Raw genomic sequence first — 16,414 nt, 5'->3', positions numbered from 1 at the left:
GTCACAGGACGGCAACAGCCGCCGCCCGTCGCGATCTTTCCTCCCCCGCTCGTCATCGAACCCGGTCGACCACACGGCGAACGGGCTCTTCGGGGCCCTGACCAGGGAATCGGGGACGAAGATGAGCGAGATCCCACGCAGGCGGGTACTGACGGCGGGGGCGGCGGGCGCACTCGGGGCACTGGCCGCCTGTTCCTCCGGCACCGGCCGCCGGGTCGACGGACCGGACCCGGCGGACGGCCGGGGCACCGCGCGGGCCCGGCCCGTGAAGCCGATCGGCGACGGTTCCACCGCCGACACCGGCGCCCAGCCGCACCAGCCGGAGCCGGTGCGGCTGCGGCCGGGCCGGCGGCCCCCGCAGTTCGTGGTGTTCTCCTGGGACGGCGCGGGCGAGCTGAGCAACCGCCTCTTCTCCCGGTTCCGCAGCGTGGCCGCCGGCCACGGCGCCCGGATGACCTTCTTCCTCAGCGGCATCTACACGCTCCCCGAGTCCCGGAAGAACCTCTACCGGCCGCCGCAGCACCCGGTCGGCGCCTCCGCCATCGGGTACCTCGCCGACCGGCACATCCACGCCACCCTCCAGCAGATCCGCGCGGCCTGGCTGGAGGGCCACGAGATCGGCACCCACTTCAACGGGCACTTCTGCGGCGCCACCGGCGTGCGCCGCTGGTCCCCGGCCGAGTGGCGCAGCGAGATAGAACAGGCCATCGACTTCGTGACCACCTGGCGGACCAACACCGGCTTCACCGACCTCGACCCGCTGCCCTTCGACTACCGCAAGGAGCTGACCGGCGGCCGCACCCCCTGCCTGGAGGGCCAGGCGGCCCTGCTGCCCACCGCCGCCGCGCTCGGCTGGACGTACGACGCCAGCTCCCCCGGCGGGCTGCAGATCTGGCCCGGCAAGGTCCAGGGCGGCCGGATCTGGGACTTCCCGCTCCAGTCCGTACCGTTCGCCGGTCACTCCTCCCAGGTCCTCTCGATGGACTACAACCTGATGTTCAACCAGTCCGGCGGAAACCCGCTCGGTGACCGCACGCGATACGCCCTCTGGCGCGCCCAGGCCCGCGACACCTATCTGGCCGGTTTCCGGCGGGCGTACGAGAGCAACCGCGCGCCCCTCTTCATCGGGAACCACTTCGAGCGCTGGAACGGCGGCGTCTACATGGACGCCGTCGAGGAGGCGATCGGGACGATGGCGGCGTACGACGACGTGCGGTTCGTCTCGTTCAAGCAGCTCGTGGCCTGGCTGGAGGCGCAGGACCCGGCGGTGCTGCGCCTCCTGCGCACGCTGCCGCCCGGGCAGGCACCGGCGGGCGGCTGGGCGGAGTTCCTGGGCGCGGCGGGCACCCGGCCGTCATAGCCGGCCGGAACCGTCTGTTTTCATGGGCGGGCACCCCGTGATCCCTGCTGGAAGGACCCGCTCTGAACACCGCGCTCGCCGAGGCCCTGTCCGCCGTCCTCCTCGTCGCCGTGCTCGCCTGGGCGGTCGTACGGCCCTTCGGCCGCACGGAGGCGGTCATGGCCGTGCCCGCCGCCGCGATCGCCGTCGCGACCGGTGCGATCTCCCTCGACCACGCCCGGGCCGAGGCCGAACGACTCGGCCCGGTGGTGGGGTTCCTGGCGGCGGTGCTGGTCCTCGCCCACTTCTGTGACGTGGAGGGGTTGTTCCAGGCGTGCGGGGCGTGGACGGCCCGGTGGGCGGCGGGCCGCCCGGTGCGGCTGCTGACGGCGGTGTTCGCGCTGGCGTCCGCCATCACCGCCGTCCTGAGCCTGGACGCGACCGTCGTGCTGCTGACCCCGGTGGTGTTCGCCACGGCCGCGCGCACGGGCGTACGGCCCAAACCGCACGTCTACGCCTGCACCCATCTGTCCAACACGGCGTCGCTGCTGCTGCCGGTGTCCAACCTGACGAACCTGCTGGCGTTCGCGGCGAGCGGGCTCGGCTTCACCCGGTTCGCGGCGCTGATGGCGCTGCCGTGGCTGGCGGCGATCGGCGTCGAGTACCTGGTGTTCCGGCGGTTCTTCGCCCGGGACCTCGCGGCGGCGGCCCCGGCGGACCGGGACTCCGGCGAGGCACCTGCACTGCCGCTGTTCGCGCTGGTGACCGTGGGCGGCACGCTGGCCGGGTTCGTGGTGGCGTCGGCGTTCGGCGTGGAGCCTGCCTGGGTGGCCGCGGCGGGCGCGCTGATGCTGGCCGGGCGGTCGCTCCTGCGGCGGCAGGCGACCGTAGCGAGCGTCGTACGGGCGGCGGCCCCCGCCTTCCTCGTGTTCGTCCTGGCACTCGGCATCGTGGTGCGGGCGGTCGTCGACAGCGGGCTCGCCGACGTGCTCGGGCGCGTACTGCCGGACGGCACCGGGCTGCCGGCGCTGCTCGGGACCGCCGCGCTGGCCGCCGTACTGGCGAACGTGATCAACAACCTGCCCGCGGTGCTGGTCCTGCTGCCGCTGGCGGCGCCCGCCGGGCCGGGTGCGGTCCTCGCCGTACTGCTCGGCGTGAACATCGGCCCGAACCTCACCTACGCCGGGTCGCTGGCCACTCTGCTGTGGCGGCGGATCGTCCACCAGCACGAGCACGACGTGGACCTGGGGGAGTTCACCCGGCTCGGGCTCATCGCCGTGCCGTCCTCCCTCGCCGTCGCGGTGGTGGCACTGTGGGGGTCGCTCCGGGTTCTCTGAGGGGCGCGGACCGAGCCGAGGGAGGCCGACCGGATGCGTGTGATCGCCTGGCTCGTCGAGGGCACCTGGCCCGCCTGCGTGGACGCCGTCCGCGCCCATGCGCCGGACGACTGCGAGGTGGTGCTGCTCCACGTCAGCGGTCCCGACGTGCCGGCGGTGGCGCACGGCGCCTTCGCCGGGCTGCTCGGACGCGGCGGGCGGCGGGGGCACCACCCGGCCGAGGGGTGGGAGAGTGATCCCGGTGACCGGCTGGAGGCACTGGGCGGCACGTCGGCGGCGGCGCTCCTCGACGCGGCGGCCGAGCGGCTGGGCCGGCCGTGTACGCGGTCGGAGCGGTCGGGCCGGGTCGAGCGGGAGGTGGTGGCCGCCGCCGAGGGAGCCGGCCTGCTGGTACTGGCCCGGGACGGGGACCGGTCCCGGCTCGGGCCGGGAAGCATCGGCCCGGCCGTCCGGTTCGCCGTCGACCACGCGCCCTGCCCGGTCCTGCTGGTGTGGCCGGAACCGGCCCCGGAGCTGGGGACGATCCCGCCCCCGCCGCCCCCGCCGCCCGGGCCGTAGGCGCTCAGGGCGTCGGACCGGGCGTCGTCGCGGGTACGGCGGGCGGTGCGACCGGTACCGGTACGGTGTCACCGTCCCAGTTGACGTTCTCCATCCGGAGATCCGGCTTGGCCGTGTCGACGGTCCAGCGCTGGCCGGCGCCCGCGGCGGCGCGGGTCTTGAGCACGAGGGCACCGGAGCCGTCGGTGGCGGCCGGGGTGAGGGCCAGCTCCTGGTCCGAGCGGGGCACCAGGGCGCCCTGGAGGGTGAAGTCGTAGCGGATGGTGCGGGCGGCCCGGCCGGTGGCCGCGCAGGGGGCGAGACGGACGGAGTAGCCGAGGCGGGAGTCCAGGCACAGGTCGGGGGCGGCGGCGTTGCGCAGCAGCCCGTCGGTCTCGTACGTCCACTGCTGGGCCGGGGCCGCGGAGCAGCCGGTGAGTTCCGTCTCGGCGCCCCGTACGGCCTTCTTGCCGACGACTCCGACACACAGACCGGAGGTGAGGTTGTGCAGCCTGCCGTGCAGCGCGCCCTGTCCGGCACCGCTCCCGCCGACCCACGACGCGCCCGGCGAGGGGACGTTCCGGCCCGGCGTCCGGGACGGCGTGGCCGCGGCACCGGTCCCCGGGGCGTCACCGGAACCGTGGACCGCCCACAGCACCAGCGGAAGCGCGACCAGCCCGCCGACGGCGAGCACGGCCACCGCGAGCTGGCGGCGCCGCGCACGCCGGACGGCCCGGTGAAGAGAACGGGGGGAGCCGGGGGCGGCGGGGCTGGTGCGGCCGGTGGCTCCCGCGACGGCGGCATGTCCAGGGGGCCCCGTGGGACGGGCGGGTGTTGCGGGAACGGCGGATCCGGCAGGGTCGGCGCTGCCCCCGGGCCGGCCGGTGCCGCCGCGCCCGCCGGTGTCGGCGGAACCGGGAGGAGCGGAGGAGGAACGGGACCCGACCCCCCGCCTGCGGGCACCCGGTGCCCGGCGGGCGGGGGGACCGGCGAGGTCGGCGCTGTCGCCGGTTCCGCCGGTGTCCGCAGTCCCCGGGGGAGCGCTGGAGGCACGGAACCCGGCCGCTCGTCCGGGGGCACCCGGTGCCCGGCGGCCGGAGGGGGCGGCGGGACCGCCGGGGTCGGTGGTCCCGGAGGGAGCCGTGGAGGCGCGGGACCCGGCCGCTCGCCTGAGGGCGCCCGGTATCCGGCGGCCTGCGGCCCCGCCGCGGCCGGCCGCCGTGCCCGACGTGGCCGGGTCGGCCGACCCGGCGGGTGCCGCGGGCCCTGTCGGTGCCGCGGACCCCGCCGGGCCCGTCGCTCCGGGCGGCTCCGCGCCGGTGAAGGATTCGCCGGCCGGCGGGGTGACGGCGCTTCCGCCGTGCGGGAGGGCGGCCTCGTCCGCAGGGGTGACGGCGGCGGCCGGAGGCGGCACTGCGGCGCGGGTCGTCCGGGACTCCAGGTAGCCGTGGGCGCCCCAGCCGAGGACGGCCTCGGCCAGTGCGGTGCCCAGTCCCGCGTTGAACCGGTCCAGTTGGTCGGCGGTGCGGGTGCAGTGGGGGCAGCGGGCCAGGTGCTGCCCCAGGTCGGGGTCGATGTCCGTGCCTCCGCGCCGGAAGGTCACGTCGAGCATGCGCAGGTAGCGCCGACACTCGTCCTCGGGGGCGAGTTCGCGGTGGGCCTGGAGGCATTCGTCGCGGAGCCGTTCGCGGGCCCGGCGGAGTTCGACGCCGGCGCCGTCCTCGTCCAGGCCGAGCAGCGCGGCGGGCACGGACAGGGGTTCGGCCTCGACCTCGGTGTGCCACAGCACGGCACGCGAGGTCTCGGGCACCCGCTGGAACGCCCGGGACAGCAGCCGCCGGCCGGGCGGCGGCAGCAGCCGGGCCGCGACGCGCTCGCCGGTGCCGTCGTCCGAACGCAGGGCGGGGTGGAGGAGTTCCCGTCGCTCGTCGGTGTCCCACTCCGCCGCGATCCGGCGGACCGCGACCAGCACGTGGGGCCGCCAGGCGGCGGTCGGCCCGGCCTGCCGGAGGGAGGCTCCGAACAGCCGGGTGAACGCGGCGGTGGTGAGCATCCCGGCGGCACGCGGGCCGTCGGTGCACAGCCGGGCGTAGGCGAAGGCGGCCGTCCAGTGCCGGTCGAGGAGTTCACCGACCGGATGCAGCGCGGGTGACGTTCCCGTCCATTTCCTCAGTGCGGCACCGAGCTGCTCGTCCGACGGGCCTGCCTCATGCACGGCTGCATTCCTCCAGACACGAAACGGGAATTAGTCCGTACCAATGCGTACGGGGAGAGGCCGGGGCAGCTCGAAATACACAGGGAATGTGTGTACCTGCGCGCCGACAGCCCACACCTTTACACGGCCGAACACACCCGAACAAGAGATCTTCCGATTAACGGTATTTCCTTTCCCGCATTCCCTTGTTGACGCACCGTCGAAGAAAGCCTTCTCCTTCCTTTTGCCGCCCTGTCCGTGCGGCGCGGAGCGCGTCGCACGGGCTGCCGGAACGGTCAGTGACCACTGACGGCGCGCGCGGTGTAGGGCTGTTCCAGTTCCTCGGTCTCCTTGTCGCTCAGCTCCAGTTCGACGGCCGCCACCGCGTCCTCGATGTGCTGGGCCCTGGACGCGCCGACGATGGGGGCCGCGACCGTGTCCTGGCGCAGGAGCCAGGCGAGGGCCACCTGGGCGCGCGGCACGCCGCGGCCGGCCGCGATGCGGGTGACGGCCTCGACGATCGCGCGGTCGCTCTCCAGGTACAGCCTGCTGCCGAAGTCGTCGGTGGCGCTGCGCCCGGTGACCGTGCCCCAGTCGCGGGTGAGCCGGCCGCGGGCGAGCGGGCTCCACGGCAGCACGCCGACCCCCTGGTCCGCGCACAGGGGCAGCATCTCCCGCTCCTCCTCGCGGTAGAGGAGGTTGTAGTGGTTCTGCATGGACACGAACTTCGTCCACCCGTGCCGCTCTGCGGTGTACTGCGCCTTGGAGAACTCCCACGCGTACATCGAACTGGCGCCGATGTAGCGCACCTTGCCGGCCTTCACCAGGTCGTGCAGCGCCTCCATCGTCTCCTCGATCGGAGTGGAGTGGTCGTAGCGGTGGATCTGGTAGAGGTCGACGTAGTCGGTGCCGAGGCGGCGCAGGCTGTGGTCGATCTCGCTCATGACCGCCTTGCGGGACAGGCCGGCTCCGTTGGGGCCCGGCCGCATCCGGCCGTTGAGCTTGGTGGCCAGCACGATCTCGTCCCGGTCGGCGAAGTCGCGCAGGGCCTTGCCGACGATCTCCTCGCTGGTGCCGTCGGAGTAGACGTTGGCGGTGTCGAAGAAGTTGATGCCCGCCTCCAGCGCCTGCCGGATGAGCGGGCGGGACGCCTCCTCGTCGAGGGTCCACTCGTGCGTGCCGCGGTCCGGCAGCCCGTAGGTCATGCAGCCCAGACAGATCCGCGACACGTCCAGGCCCGTCGAACCGAGCTTCACATACTGCATCGTTGCTGCTCCTGCCGTCGGATCGATGGTCACGGCAGAGCCTACGACGGTGGCCCCCGGGCGGACTTGACGGCGCCGGTGTGCGGACGATTTGATCCTGACCGTGCCGCGCCGTCCGGCGTGGGCAGGATGGAGCGGACTTGCCCACGGGTGTTCTCCGCGCCGCTGGGCCCCTGCCGGCCCTGGGCGCCGTGTCAGCGGCCGTGATCGTCGCGGTGACGGCTCTGGCCGGCTGCGCCTCCGGCCACGGGGGCGGGGACGGTGCGGCGAAGCGGGCCGCGCCGCGGCTGCCCCCGCGCGGGGCCGGGTTCGACTACCAGATCGGGGGCGCCTATCCCCCGCCGAAGGGCGTGCGGATCGTCAGCCGCGACCGGTCCGACTCCCCCGCGCCCGGCCTGTACAACATCTGCTACGTCAACGCCTTCCAGGCCCAGCCCGCCGAGCGCTCCGCGTGGCCGGCCGACCTGCTGCTGCGCGACGCGCACGGTGGCCTCGTCATCGACGAGGACTGGAACGAGCCGCTGCTCGATCTCCGCACGCCGGCCCGGCGGGAGCGGGTGGCGCGGCGGGTGAACACGTGGATCGACGGCTGCGCGCGCAAGGGCTTCGACGCCGTGGAGCCCGACAACTACGACAGCTACACCCGCTCCCACCGGCTGCTCACCGCGGCGGACGCGACCGCGTTCATGACTCTCCTGTCCCGGCACGCGCACGCCCGGCACCTGGCCGTCGCGCAGAAGAACACCGCGGAACTGGCGGGGCGGCGCCGACGGGCCGGGCTGGACTTCGCGGTGACGGAGGAGTGCGGGCAGTACGACGAGTGCGAGGTGTACGCGAAGGCGTTCGACGACCGGGTGGTGGACATCGAGTACACCGACGCCGGGCTGCGCACGGCCCGTGCCCGGTGGGGCGGCCGGCTGAGCATCGTCCGCCGTGACCGGGAGGTGTCCACCCCGGGCAGCGCCGCGTACGTCCGCAGGGTGCGCTAGGACGACACGGCCTGGTCGTGCCGTCCTGTGAGGCCGGAGCCGCAGAGCGGCCGACGGTCCCTGGCGGGCCGTCAGCCGCCTTGATGCCCCGGTTGTCAGGGTGTCAGGGTGATCGCGCTCACCGGGCAGGCGCGGGCCGCCTCCCGGACCATCGCGTCGCCCGAGCCGTCCTCACGGCCCGGGACGAGGGTGCTGTAGCCGTCGTCGTCCTGGGTGAAGACGCCCGGCGCGGCCAGCGCGCACTGTCCGGCGCCGATACAGGTGTCCTTGTCGATGTCGATGTGCATGAGGAGAGCCTCTTACCAGGTCACGGGGAGTTCCAGCATCCCCTGGATCGTGTCGCCGGGTTTGAAGGGGATCTCCTCGGCCGGGGCGGCCAGCCGCAGGCCGGGCAGCCGCGCGAACAGGCTGCCGAGGGCGATCTCCAGTTCCGCGCGGGCCAGGTTCTGGCCCAGGCACTGGTGGATGCCGAAGCCGAACGCCATGTGGTGGCGGGCCGAGCGGTGGAGGTCCAGGGCGTCGGGGTCGTCGTACACGGCCGGGTCCCGGTTGATCACCGAGGTGGCGAAGAGCACCGCCTCGCCGGCCCGGATCGTGGTGCCGGCGACCTCTATGTCCTCGACCGCCACCCGCTGCAGCCCCTCGGCGATGGACAGCATCCGCAGCAGTTCCTCCACGGCGCCGGGCAGCAGCGCGGGGTCGGCGCCCAGCTCGGCTGCCCGGCCTGGCTGCCGGAGCAGCGTGTAGGTGCCCAGGGAGATCATGTTGGCGGTCGTCTCGTGGCCGGCGACCAGCAGGATGATGGCCAGCGAGACGGCTTCGGCGCGCTCCAGCTCGCCCGTGCGCAGCCGCCGGTGGACCAGCTCGTCGAGGATGCCGTCGCCGGGCTCGGTCTCCTTCGCCTTGGCGTCGATCAGCCCGCCGAGGTACTCCTCCAGCCGCCGGCGGGCCTCCTCGGTGTCCTCACCGGTCGGACCGCGCAGCAGTCTGCGGGACTGTTCCTCGAAGTACTCGTGGTCGGCGTAGGGCACCCCGAGCAGGCCGCAGATCACCATCGACGGTACGGGCAGCGCGAAGGCGGAGACCAGTTCGGCGGGCGGCCCCTGCTGGATCATCGCATCGAGCAGCCCGTCCACGATCCGCTGGATCCAGGGGCGCAGCTCGGTCGCGCGCCTGACGGTGAACGACGGGATCATCATCCGCCGCTGCCGCTGGTGCTCGGGGTCGTCCTCGCCGAGCAGGGCCACCCTGCGTGTGCGGGCGGCCTCGAAGCGGGCGGTGACCGCGGGGAAGCCGGCGCGGCGGCGGTCGGCGGACAGGCGGGGGTCGGCGAGCAGGGTACGGGCGGTGGCGTGCGCGGTGACCACCCAGACCTCGCGGCCGTCGTAGAGGGTGACGCGGGACAGGGGGCGCCCGTCGCGCAGCGGGTCGTATCCGGTGGGCGGGTGGTAGGGGCAGGTGCGGTCCTGGGGGAAGGCGACGGGTTCGGCCGGGGCAGCCGGGCCGGTGGTGTCCGTCAGTTCCGTCATGGAAGAGACCTCGCAGACGAAGGGGTGCGTCGTGCCGATCTTCATTAGATGCCCGGGGCATCTATAGGTCGACGCCAAGTTCGGCCAGTTGGGCTCGGGGCGTCATCTGGCCGGTGTGCGAGGGGTCAGGGGGGCGGAAACCGGCCGCGGTCCCACGCCCCCCGAGGTGTCGCCCGCCGGTGGGTCAGGGCAGCTGTGCGGCGCCCGCTTCCGGGGCGAAGGCGCGGGCGACGGCGAGGCTGTCCTCGTACACGTGGTGGCGTACGACGAGGCCGTCCCGGACGGTCAGGTGCAGGGCGAAGCGGGCGCTGTAGGCGCGGCCGGTCGGTGCGGCGGTCTGCCGGATGACGCCCAGCACGACCGCGTCCTCGCCGTCGGCCAGGATGTGCCCGACGGTGGTGCCGGCCTCCTCCGGGACGTGGTGGGCGGCCAGTTCCCGGTAGTGCGCGGCGGCGTCGGCGCGGCTGGAACGGTGCCGGATCCACGGCGTGTCGGCGCGGCCGTGCTCCTCCTCCGGCCAGTCCAGCCGCCAGTCGCAGTCGTCGGCGTACAGCTCGGCGATCGACTGCGGGTCGCCCTGGCCGATCCTGCGCAGGAGTTCCTGGACGACGGAGCGGGTCGCGGCGGTGCGGTCGTCGGACATGGGCGGCTGCCTCCCCGGGCGGGTGGTGATCGGGACGGGGACAACTGTGCCGCGGGGGGCGCGGCGACGCGATGACCTCTGAGGTAATCACCGCGTCGGCGGACGCGGCACGAGGTAAGGATGAATCGTGCGACCACCGGTGTTACGCCGGTGACAGACATCCGTTGGACCGACGAAGGGGACGGAACCACATGCCACTTGAGGGCGAGTACGAGCCCAGCCCGACGCAGTGGGTGCGCGAGCAGGTCGAGCTGTACGAGAGGTCCGGCGGGACCGAGGGCACGACCCTGCGCGACACCGGTATGCCGGTGGTCGTGCTGACCACCCGGGGTGCGAAGAGCGGGAAGATCCGCAAGACGCCGCTGATGCGGGTGGAGCACGAGGGCCGGTACGCGGCGGTCGCCTCGCTCGGCGGCGCGCCCCAGCACCCGGTCTGGTACTTCAACGTGACGTCGGACCCGCACGTCGAGCTCCAGGACGGCCCGGTCAAGCGGGACATGCGGGCACGTGAGGTCACCGGGGCGGAGAAGGCCGAGTGGTGGGAGCGGGCGGTGGCCGCGTTCCCGCCGTACGCCGAGTACCAGGAGAAGACGTCGCGGGAGATCCCGGTGTTCGTGCTGGAGCCGGTCGACGGCAGCTGACGCGGAGGCGCCGGCGGGGTGCTGGTTCCGGCCGGGAAGCGGTTGGTTCCAGAAAAATCTGTTTCAGCGAGGTGTGGACCCGTTCCCCGCCGGGCACCCGCTCGTCAGGCCCCGCCGCGCTCCCCCGTCGCGGCGGGGCTTTCGTGTGCCTGGCCCGCCGGCCGGTCGGTGACGTCGAGGAAGATCTGGTCGGCGTCCGGGAACGTGTGGGCGAGGGATCGCTTGATGCGTACGGAGACCTCCTCGACGCGTTCGCTGTCCAGGCCCGGCACCAGGTCGATACGGGCGGCGACCAGGGTCGAGTCGAGGCCCATCTTCATGGTGAACAGCCCCTCCACACTGTCGATCTCCGGCTGGGCCCGCAGCAGCGCCCGGATCCTGCCGCTCAGTTCCGGGTCGGCGGCCTCGCCGATCAGCTGGTCGCGGGCGTCGCGGCCGAGCCGGTAGGCGACGTAGACCAGCAGTACGCCGATCGCCAGCGAGGCGGACGCCTCCCAGACGACCTGCCCGGTCACCATGTGCAGGGCCATCCCGACCAGCGCGAGGGTGACGCCGAGGACCGCCGTGGCGTCCTCGGCGACCACCGTGCGCAGTGCGGGATCGCGCAGCCCGGCCAGGCCGCCGCCCTGTCCGCGGACCTGGTGCAGCGCGCGCAACAGGGAGACTCCCTCGGCGATCAGGGCCACGCCCAGGACGGCGAGGCCGACCACATAGCCGCTGAACGTCTCGTCGGCGCCGTCGCGCAGGGCCTCGACGCCCTGGAAGAAGGAGAAGCAGCCGCCCATGACGAAGATGCCCACGGCGGCGAGGAGCGACCAGAAGAAGCGTTCCTTGCCGTAGCCGAAGGGGTGCCGGGTGTCGGCGGGCCGGCGGCTGCGACGCAGCGCGGCCAGCAGGAAGACCTCGTTGAGGCTGTCGGCGACGGAGTGCGCGGCCTCCGACAGCAGCGCGGGCGAGCCCGCGAGGACACCACCGACCGCCTTGGCGACGGCTATGACCAGGTTGGCGGCGAGCGCCACCAGGACGGTGATCTTCGTGTGCCGGTCGGCCTCGGACTCGCCGCCGCCGTCCGCGTGGTCGGCCTGTGACTCGCCGCCGTCCGCGCGGTCCTCCGGCGGATCGCCGGACCGGCCGCCGGGTCGGCCGGCGTCCTGTTCGCGTCCGGGTCGCGCGCCGCCGTCCGCGGCGCGCGCCGGTGCCGTTTCGCTGTCCCCGGCCGTACGTGCGGCCGTCTCCCGTTCCGAGGATGTCCCAGTCACCTATCGCCGACTGCCCCGGAGCGGGCGGCTCACACCGTGCGGGACGCGCGGAACGGGGAACGCGGGTGGCCCGGAGAGTTCGGGCGGCGAGGAGGAGACATGGGCGGCGACGGCAACCGTGCGTACGGCCACAGCACGTTCCACCGGTCCAGGAGTCACTTCGCGGACCGGATCACCGCCGACGGCCGGGACGGCTGGCCGGTCGAGGCGGGCCGGTACCGGCTGGTGGTCTCCCGCGCCTGCCCCTGGGCGAGCCGGGCGGTGATCGCGCGCCGGCTGCTGGGGCTGGAGGAGGCGCTGTCGATGGCGATCGCCGATCCGGTACAGGACGACCGCAGCTGGCGGTTCACCCTGGACCCGGACGGCCGGGACCCGGTGCTCGGCATCCGGTTCCTCGCCGAGGCGTACGACCGCCGGGAGTCGGGCTACCCGGGCGGGGTGAGCGTGCCCGCGGTGGTGGACGTCCCCAGCGGGCGGCTGGTCACCAACGACTACCAGCGGATCACGCTGGACCTGGCCACCGAGTGGACGGCTCTGCACCGCGGCGGCGCGCCCGACCTGTACCCGGCCGCCCTGCGCGCACAGATCGACGAGGTGATGGCCGAGGTCTACGAGGACGTGAACAACGGCGTGTACCGGGCCGGCTTCGCCACGCACCAGAGGCAGTACGAGGAGGCCTGCGCGGCCGTGTTCCGGCGGCTGGAACTGCTCGGTGAGCGGCTGGCCGGACAGCGGTATCTGGTCGGTGACACCCTGACGGAAGCGGACATCCGGCTGTTCACCACGCTGGTCCGGTTCGACGCCGTCTACCACGGCCACTTCAAGTGCAACCGCTGGAAGCTGGCGGAGCACCCGGTGCTGTGGGCGTACGCCCGGGACCTGTTCCAGACGCCGGGCTTCGGCGACACGGTCGACTTCGACCACATCAAGCGCCACTACTACCAGGTGCACTCCGGTATCAATCCCACCGGCATCGTGCCGCTCGGCCCGGACTCCGGGGGCTGGCTGGGGCCCCACCACCGTGCGGAGCTGGGCGGCCGGCCGTTCGGGGACGGTACGCCGCCGGGACCGGTCCCCGCGAGCGAACGGGTGGCCCGGCGAGGACGGCCTGCATGAGGATCGCCTGACGAGGAAGTAGTCACCCATGGCCAAGAACAAGAAGAAGAAGCTCCCTCTCGCCTATCAGCCGGTCGGATTCGTGCTCAGCTGGGCAGGCGGTGCGCTGGCCGGTATGGCCTTCCGCAAGGCGTGGATGGCGATCCGGCACGAGGACAACGCGCCCGACGCCCTGGACCCCGACCGCGGCTGGGGTGAGGTCCTGCTGGCCGCGGCGGTCCAGGGCGCCATCTTCGCGGTGGTGCGCAGTGCCGTCGACCGCACCGGCGCGAAGGCCATCGAACGGTCGACGGGCGTGTGGCCGGCGACCGACAAGGGCGGCCGGGACTGAGCCGGTCGGTCAGCCCTGCTTCGGGGCCGTCGAGGATTGCAGGCGCAGGGTGAAGGAGTGCCCGGCGGGGTCGGAGTACCCGCGTTCCTCGTACGGCCCCGCCGCGTCCCTCGTCTCGATCGGCCGCCCGCCCAGCCCCACCACCCGGCGCTCGGCCTCGTCCAGGTCCTCGACCAGGAAGTCGAGATGGGCCTGGAGGGAGTTCTCCGGGCGCGGCCAGCTGGGCGGTGTCGCGTTGACGTCCCGGCGGAAGGCCAGTCGGACCCCGTCGGCACCCCGGATCTCCACGAGGTTGGCGGACGCGGCGGTCCGTTCGCCTTCCAGCAACTCCCGGTAGAACTCGGCGAGTTTCTCGGGCTCGGCGCAGTCGAGCACCACGACGCCCGCTTTGACCAGTGCCATGCTTCCTCCCGGTGGGTTCCCTGCGGTTGTCTCCTCGTCCCTGCGGATATCCCGGGCCGCGGGAATCAGTCGGCGGGCGCGGCGTGTCGGGCCGGCGGGCATGCCGTGTCCGGCGGGCGGACACACTGCGTTCGCCCGGGGGCCGGCCGTGCCGGCCAGACGGAAGTGGCCGCCCGGACGCGGCGGATGCGGGTCATCCGCGGCGCGGCCGGCGGGCTGTCAGTCGCAGCCGGTGCGTTCCTTCGCGCGCGGCCAGGCCTCCACGCCGTGGGAGGTGCTCACGTAGGCGGTGTTCCGGTCGTCCGTGAGCCACAGTCGCCGGTCCCGGTGGTGGTATCCGGTGTCGTGGGCGGTGGCGGGCATGCGCACATCCCCGCGGTACGGCGCCCGGAGCAGACCGTCCCGGCCGAGGACGCCGCCGGGGTCGCGGACGTACGTACGGTCGTCGAGCCGGAGGAAGTGGGCCGACTGCCAGCCGCAGTGCCCTGAGCCGGCGGAGCCGCTGATCCGGGTCACGGGCAGCCGCCTGCCGTGTCCGTCGGTCCACACCTCCCAGCCCCAGGCGGCGGCGTACCGGGCGGGCAGTTCGGCCGGGTCGCAGGAGGCGTTCGTCTCCGGGCCCCAGCCGGGACGGTCCTTCTGGTCCCGGGCCACCACGACCGCCACCTTCGTACGGCCGGCCACGTCGTAGGAGTACAGGACCCGGTCCGCGGACCGGCGCTCCACCCGGTAGCCGCCGTCGGGATCCTGCGGTTGGGCCATGTCGAAGTAGCGGGCCAGCCCCTCCTCCGGGGTGTCACCGCCGTCGGCGGCGCTCCACGCGTCCGGGCCGGAGCCGTCGAAGATCTCGCCGTCGCACTCCAGCGCCCGGCCGGCCGCGCCGGAGGCCAGGCGCAGGGCGTGCGGTCCGGTGCCGTCGGTGTTCCTGGTGGGCACGTACAGCGGGCCGCTGTACGGGGACGCCGGCGGGGTGCCCTTCACCGCCAGGAGGGGCGGGGGCCCGTCGTCGCACCCCGCCGCCGACACCGCCGTCAGCGCCGCCACCACCACCGCCGTGATCCTTCTGCGCATGCCCACCCCTTGTTCTCCCGTGCTCCGTGCGCTCCTCCGACGCCGGGGCGGGCCGGAACGTTCAGCGGGTTCGCCGGCGCCGGAGCGGGTGGTCGCCGGGCTTGGCGGGATCCTGTCGAAAGGTGGCCGTCGTGCCGTGTTTCCGGACAGGCGGACTCCGGCAGGCTGGGTCACCATGAGCGATGTGAACACGATGCGAGCCATCAGCCAGGACGTCCTCGGCGGTCCCGAGGTCCTGAAGTACGTGCAGGTCGAGCGGCCGAAGCCGGGCCCGAACCAGGTACTGGTCCGGGTGCGGGCGGCCGGGCTGAACCCCACCGACTGGAAGCACCGGGCCACCGGCGGGTTCCTGGGCGAGCCCCCGTTCGTCCTCGGCTGGGACGTGTCCGGCGAGGTCGTCGAGAACGGGATCGGTGCCGCCGCCTTCGAACCCGGCGACGAGGTCTTCGGCATGCTGCCCTACCCCTTCGGCCACGGCTCGCACGCCGAGTACGTGCTCGCCCCGGTCCGCGCCCTGACCCGCAAGCCGGCCTCGATCGACCACGTCCAGGCGGGCGCGCTGCCGCTGGTCTCCCTGACCGCCTGGCAGGCGCTGACCGAGCACGCGGACGTGCGGCCAGGGCAGCGGGTGCTGATCCACGCGGCGGCCGGCGGGGTCGGGCACGTGGCGGTGCAGATCGCCAAGGAGCGCGGCGCGTACGTGATCGGCACGGCGAGCGCGGGCAAGCACGACTTCCTGCGGCAGATCGGCGTGGACGAGCCCGTCGACTACCACTCCACCGACGTCACCGAGGCGGTGCGGGACGTGGACGTCGTCCTGGACACGCTCGGCGGGGAGACGGCCGTACGCTCGCTGCGTACGCTGCGGCCGGGCGGGGTCGTGGTGTCGATCCTGCCGGGAGGCTCCCGGGAGTTCTACGACGAGGCCGAGCGGCTCGGCGTGCGGGGGGTGCGGATGCTGGTCGACGCCGACCGGGCCGGGATGCGGGCGGTCGCGGAACTGGCGGAGTCCGGGAAGCTGACGGCGACGATCGCCGGGACGTTCCCGCTGTCCGACGCCGCGAAGGCGCACGAGCTGGGCGACACCGGGCGGACCACGGGCAAGCTGGTGCTGCTGGCGGACTGAGCGGACCCGGTGGCCGGCACGGGCCGGATCAGCCGGTACGTGCCCCGCGCCGTGCCCACCCGGCCCACCGGCCCACCGGCCCGCCCGAGCCCGGCCCGCCCCGGTCCGCGGGCACGCGCACGCCAAACCCGAAGACATATGTCAATCGAACATGCTCAAATTCCGTGCAACGAGGGTAACTTGACGATCGGGAACCGACGTCCGGGCGCGGGTGGGAGGTGGTGCCGAGGTGCGACACGAACCCGAACCCCTCACCCGGCAACTGGGCATGTACACCTACCGTGGGCACACGGTGCTGGAGTTCCGGGGCGAGATCGACATCGTCGCGGCGACGGAGATCGGTCCGTTTCTCGACCGCGTGACCGGCCGGCCCGGCGCGCGGGTCGTGATCGACCTCAGGCCGGTGGAGTTCTTCGACTGCTCGGGGCTGCGGCTGCTCTACCGGGCGCGCGTGCGGGTGCTGGAACGCGGCGGACAGCTGCACCTGGTGTGCACGCACCCACTGACCCTGCGTGTCCTCAGGGTCACCGGTCTCACCCGGCTGCTGCCCGCACATCCGGACCTGGCGGCGGCCCTGGCCCGCTCGGAGGCCGCCTCCGGCTCGCTGTGAGGGGCAACGCGGGCGTCTGATCCGG

At 73.7% G+C, this 16,414-nt stretch carries 17 protein-coding genes; 9 read left to right on the top strand and 8 right to left on the bottom strand.

Annotated features, from left to right (window positions below; genetic code table 11):
- Positions 1-121: 121 nt before the first annotated feature.
- The 3 genes from ACF1BE_RS07630 (at position 122) to ACF1BE_RS07620 (ending at position 3,234) form a co-directional block, all read left to right on the top strand.
- Entirely contained in the window at positions 122-1,360 is a 1,239-nt protein-coding gene (locus ACF1BE_RS07630; protein WP_392198048.1) for a hypothetical protein, read from the top strand.
- Between the two features lie 62 nt (positions 1,361-1,422).
- Complete coding sequence (locus tag ACF1BE_RS07625; protein ID WP_392198227.1) at positions 1,423-2,676, top strand: SLC13 family permease; 1,254 nt, start codon at positions 1,423-1,425, stop codon at positions 2,674-2,676.
- 33 nt (positions 2,677-2,709) lie between these two features.
- The gene (locus ACF1BE_RS07620; protein WP_392198047.1) at positions 2,710-3,234 is read left to right on the top strand and encodes a universal stress protein; all 525 of its coding nucleotides are present in this window, start codon (positions 2,710-2,712) and stop codon (positions 3,232-3,234) included.
- 4 nt (positions 3,235-3,238) lie between these two features.
- On the opposite strand, the gene ACF1BE_RS07615 is transcribed toward ACF1BE_RS07620, so the two are convergent.
- Positions 3,239-5,428 carry a ricin-type beta-trefoil lectin domain protein gene (locus tag ACF1BE_RS07615; protein ID WP_392198046.1) on the bottom strand — a complete coding sequence of 730 codons (2,190 nt, stop codon included), beginning with the start codon at positions 5,426-5,428 and terminating at the stop codon, positions 3,239-3,241.
- 275 nt (positions 5,429-5,703) lie between these two features.
- A complete protein-coding gene (locus tag ACF1BE_RS07610) occupies positions 5,704-6,672 on the bottom strand; it encodes an aldo/keto reductase (RefSeq protein WP_392198045.1) in 969 nt (322 codons plus the stop codon).
- 182 nt (positions 6,673-6,854) lie between these two features.
- Here ACF1BE_RS07610 and ACF1BE_RS07605 point away from each other — a divergent pair, with 182 nt between their 5' ends.
- The gene (locus tag ACF1BE_RS07605) at positions 6,855-7,661 is read left to right on the top strand and encodes an endo alpha-1,4 polygalactosaminidase (protein WP_392198226.1); all 807 of its coding nucleotides are present in this window, start codon (positions 6,855-6,857) and stop codon (positions 7,659-7,661) included.
- Between the two features lie 95 nt (positions 7,662-7,756).
- Here the strand turns inward: ACF1BE_RS07605 and ACF1BE_RS07600 are convergent, their stop codons facing one another.
- From ACF1BE_RS07600 to ACF1BE_RS07590, 3 genes are all read right to left on the bottom strand, one after another.
- Positions 7,757-7,948, bottom strand: coding sequence for a ferredoxin (locus ACF1BE_RS07600; protein ID WP_392198044.1), 192 nt, complete (start codon positions 7,946-7,948; stop codon positions 7,757-7,759).
- 12 nt (positions 7,949-7,960) lie between these two features.
- A complete protein-coding gene (locus ACF1BE_RS07595) occupies positions 7,961-9,190 on the bottom strand; it encodes a cytochrome P450 (protein ID WP_392198043.1) in 1,230 nt (409 codons plus the stop codon).
- A 184-nt stretch (positions 9,191-9,374) separates the two neighbouring features.
- Positions 9,375-9,833 carry a nuclear transport factor 2 family protein gene (locus ACF1BE_RS07590; protein WP_392198042.1) on the bottom strand — a complete coding sequence of 153 codons (459 nt, stop codon included), beginning with the start codon at positions 9,831-9,833 and terminating at the stop codon, positions 9,375-9,377.
- Positions 9,834-10,024: 191 nt separating this feature from the next.
- Here ACF1BE_RS07590 and ACF1BE_RS07585 point away from each other — a divergent pair, with 191 nt between their 5' ends.
- Positions 10,025-10,474, top strand: coding sequence for a nitroreductase family deazaflavin-dependent oxidoreductase (locus ACF1BE_RS07585; RefSeq protein WP_392198041.1), 450 nt, complete (start codon positions 10,025-10,027; stop codon positions 10,472-10,474).
- A gap of 104 nt (positions 10,475-10,578) precedes the next feature.
- Here the strand turns inward: ACF1BE_RS07585 and ACF1BE_RS07580 are convergent, their stop codons facing one another.
- Positions 10,579-11,505 (bottom strand): cation diffusion facilitator family transporter, encoded by a 927-nt coding sequence (locus tag ACF1BE_RS07580; protein ID WP_392198225.1) that lies wholly within the window; start codon positions 11,503-11,505, stop codon positions 10,579-10,581.
- A 327-nt stretch (positions 11,506-11,832) separates the two neighbouring features.
- Here ACF1BE_RS07580 and ACF1BE_RS07575 point away from each other — a divergent pair, with 327 nt between their 5' ends.
- A complete protein-coding gene (locus tag ACF1BE_RS07575) occupies positions 11,833-12,849 on the top strand; it encodes a glutathione S-transferase family protein (RefSeq protein WP_392198040.1) in 1,017 nt (338 codons plus the stop codon).
- 28 nt (positions 12,850-12,877) lie between these two features.
- Positions 12,878-13,180 carry a DUF4235 domain-containing protein gene (locus tag ACF1BE_RS07570; protein WP_392198039.1) on the top strand — a complete coding sequence of 101 codons (303 nt, stop codon included), beginning with the start codon at positions 12,878-12,880 and terminating at the stop codon, positions 13,178-13,180.
- A 9-nt stretch (positions 13,181-13,189) separates the two neighbouring features.
- On the opposite strand, the gene ACF1BE_RS07565 is transcribed toward ACF1BE_RS07570, so the two are convergent.
- The gene (locus ACF1BE_RS07565; RefSeq protein ID WP_392198038.1) at positions 13,190-13,582 is read right to left on the bottom strand and encodes a VOC family protein; all 393 of its coding nucleotides are present in this window, start codon (positions 13,580-13,582) and stop codon (positions 13,190-13,192) included.
- 219 nt (positions 13,583-13,801) lie between these two features.
- Positions 13,802-14,653 (bottom strand): hypothetical protein, encoded by an 852-nt coding sequence (locus ACF1BE_RS07560; RefSeq protein WP_392198037.1) that lies wholly within the window; start codon positions 14,651-14,653, stop codon positions 13,802-13,804.
- Positions 14,654-14,828: 175 nt separating this feature from the next.
- Between ACF1BE_RS07560 and ACF1BE_RS07555 the strand changes: the two genes are divergently transcribed.
- Both ACF1BE_RS07555 and ACF1BE_RS07550 read left to right on the top strand, forming a co-directional pair.
- Positions 14,829-15,779: an NADP-dependent oxidoreductase gene (locus tag ACF1BE_RS07555; protein WP_392198036.1), complete on the top strand. Its 951-nt coding sequence runs from the start codon at positions 14,829-14,831 to the stop codon at positions 15,777-15,779.
- Between the two features lie 268 nt (positions 15,780-16,047).
- Entirely contained in the window at positions 16,048-16,389 is a 342-nt protein-coding gene (locus tag ACF1BE_RS07550; RefSeq protein WP_392198224.1) for an anti-sigma factor antagonist, read from the top strand.
- Positions 16,390-16,414: the final 25 nt, after the last annotated feature.

Origin of the sequence: Streptomyces sp. NPDC014991 (assembly GCF_043080665.1) — a bacterium.
Lineage (GTDB): Bacteria > Actinomycetota > Actinomycetes > Streptomycetales > Streptomycetaceae > Streptomyces.
Note: the sequence above shows the minus strand (reverse complement) of the source record. Positions and strands in the feature narration are given on the sequence as shown.

Coding starts and splice junctions, on each gene's coding strand:
- ACF1BE_RS07565 (WP_392198038.1), bottom strand. CDS start 13,582: ATGGCACTGGTCAAAGCGGGCGTCGTGGTGCTCGACTGCGCCGAGCCC.
- ACF1BE_RS07630 (WP_392198048.1), top strand. CDS start 122: ATGAGCGAGATCCCACGCAGGCGGGTACTGACGGCGGGGGCGGCGGGC.
- ACF1BE_RS07595 (WP_392198043.1), bottom strand. CDS start 9,190: ATGACGGAACTGACGGACACCACCGGCCCGGCTGCCCCGGCCGAACCC.
- ACF1BE_RS07600 (WP_392198044.1), bottom strand. CDS start 7,948: ATGCACATCGACATCGACAAGGACACCTGTATCGGCGCCGGACAGTGC.
- ACF1BE_RS07620 (WP_392198047.1), top strand. CDS start 2,710: ATGCGTGTGATCGCCTGGCTCGTCGAGGGCACCTGGCCCGCCTGCGTG.
- ACF1BE_RS07590 (WP_392198042.1), bottom strand. CDS start 9,833: ATGTCCGACGACCGCACCGCCGCGACCCGCTCCGTCGTCCAGGAACTC.
- ACF1BE_RS07550 (WP_392198224.1), top strand. CDS start 16,048: ATGTACACCTACCGTGGGCACACGGTGCTGGAGTTCCGGGGCGAGATC.
- ACF1BE_RS07555 (WP_392198036.1), top strand. CDS start 14,829: ATGAGCGATGTGAACACGATGCGAGCCATCAGCCAGGACGTCCTCGGC.
- ACF1BE_RS07610 (WP_392198045.1), bottom strand. CDS start 6,672: ATGCAGTATGTGAAGCTCGGTTCGACGGGCCTGGACGTGTCGCGGATC.
- ACF1BE_RS07570 (WP_392198039.1), top strand. CDS start 12,878: ATGGCCAAGAACAAGAAGAAGAAGCTCCCTCTCGCCTATCAGCCGGTC.
- ACF1BE_RS07560 (WP_392198037.1), bottom strand. CDS start 14,653: ATGCGCAGAAGGATCACGGCGGTGGTGGTGGCGGCGCTGACGGCGGTG.
- ACF1BE_RS07585 (WP_392198041.1), top strand. CDS start 10,025: ATGCCACTTGAGGGCGAGTACGAGCCCAGCCCGACGCAGTGGGTGCGC.
- ACF1BE_RS07575 (WP_392198040.1), top strand. CDS start 11,833: ATGGGCGGCGACGGCAACCGTGCGTACGGCCACAGCACGTTCCACCGG.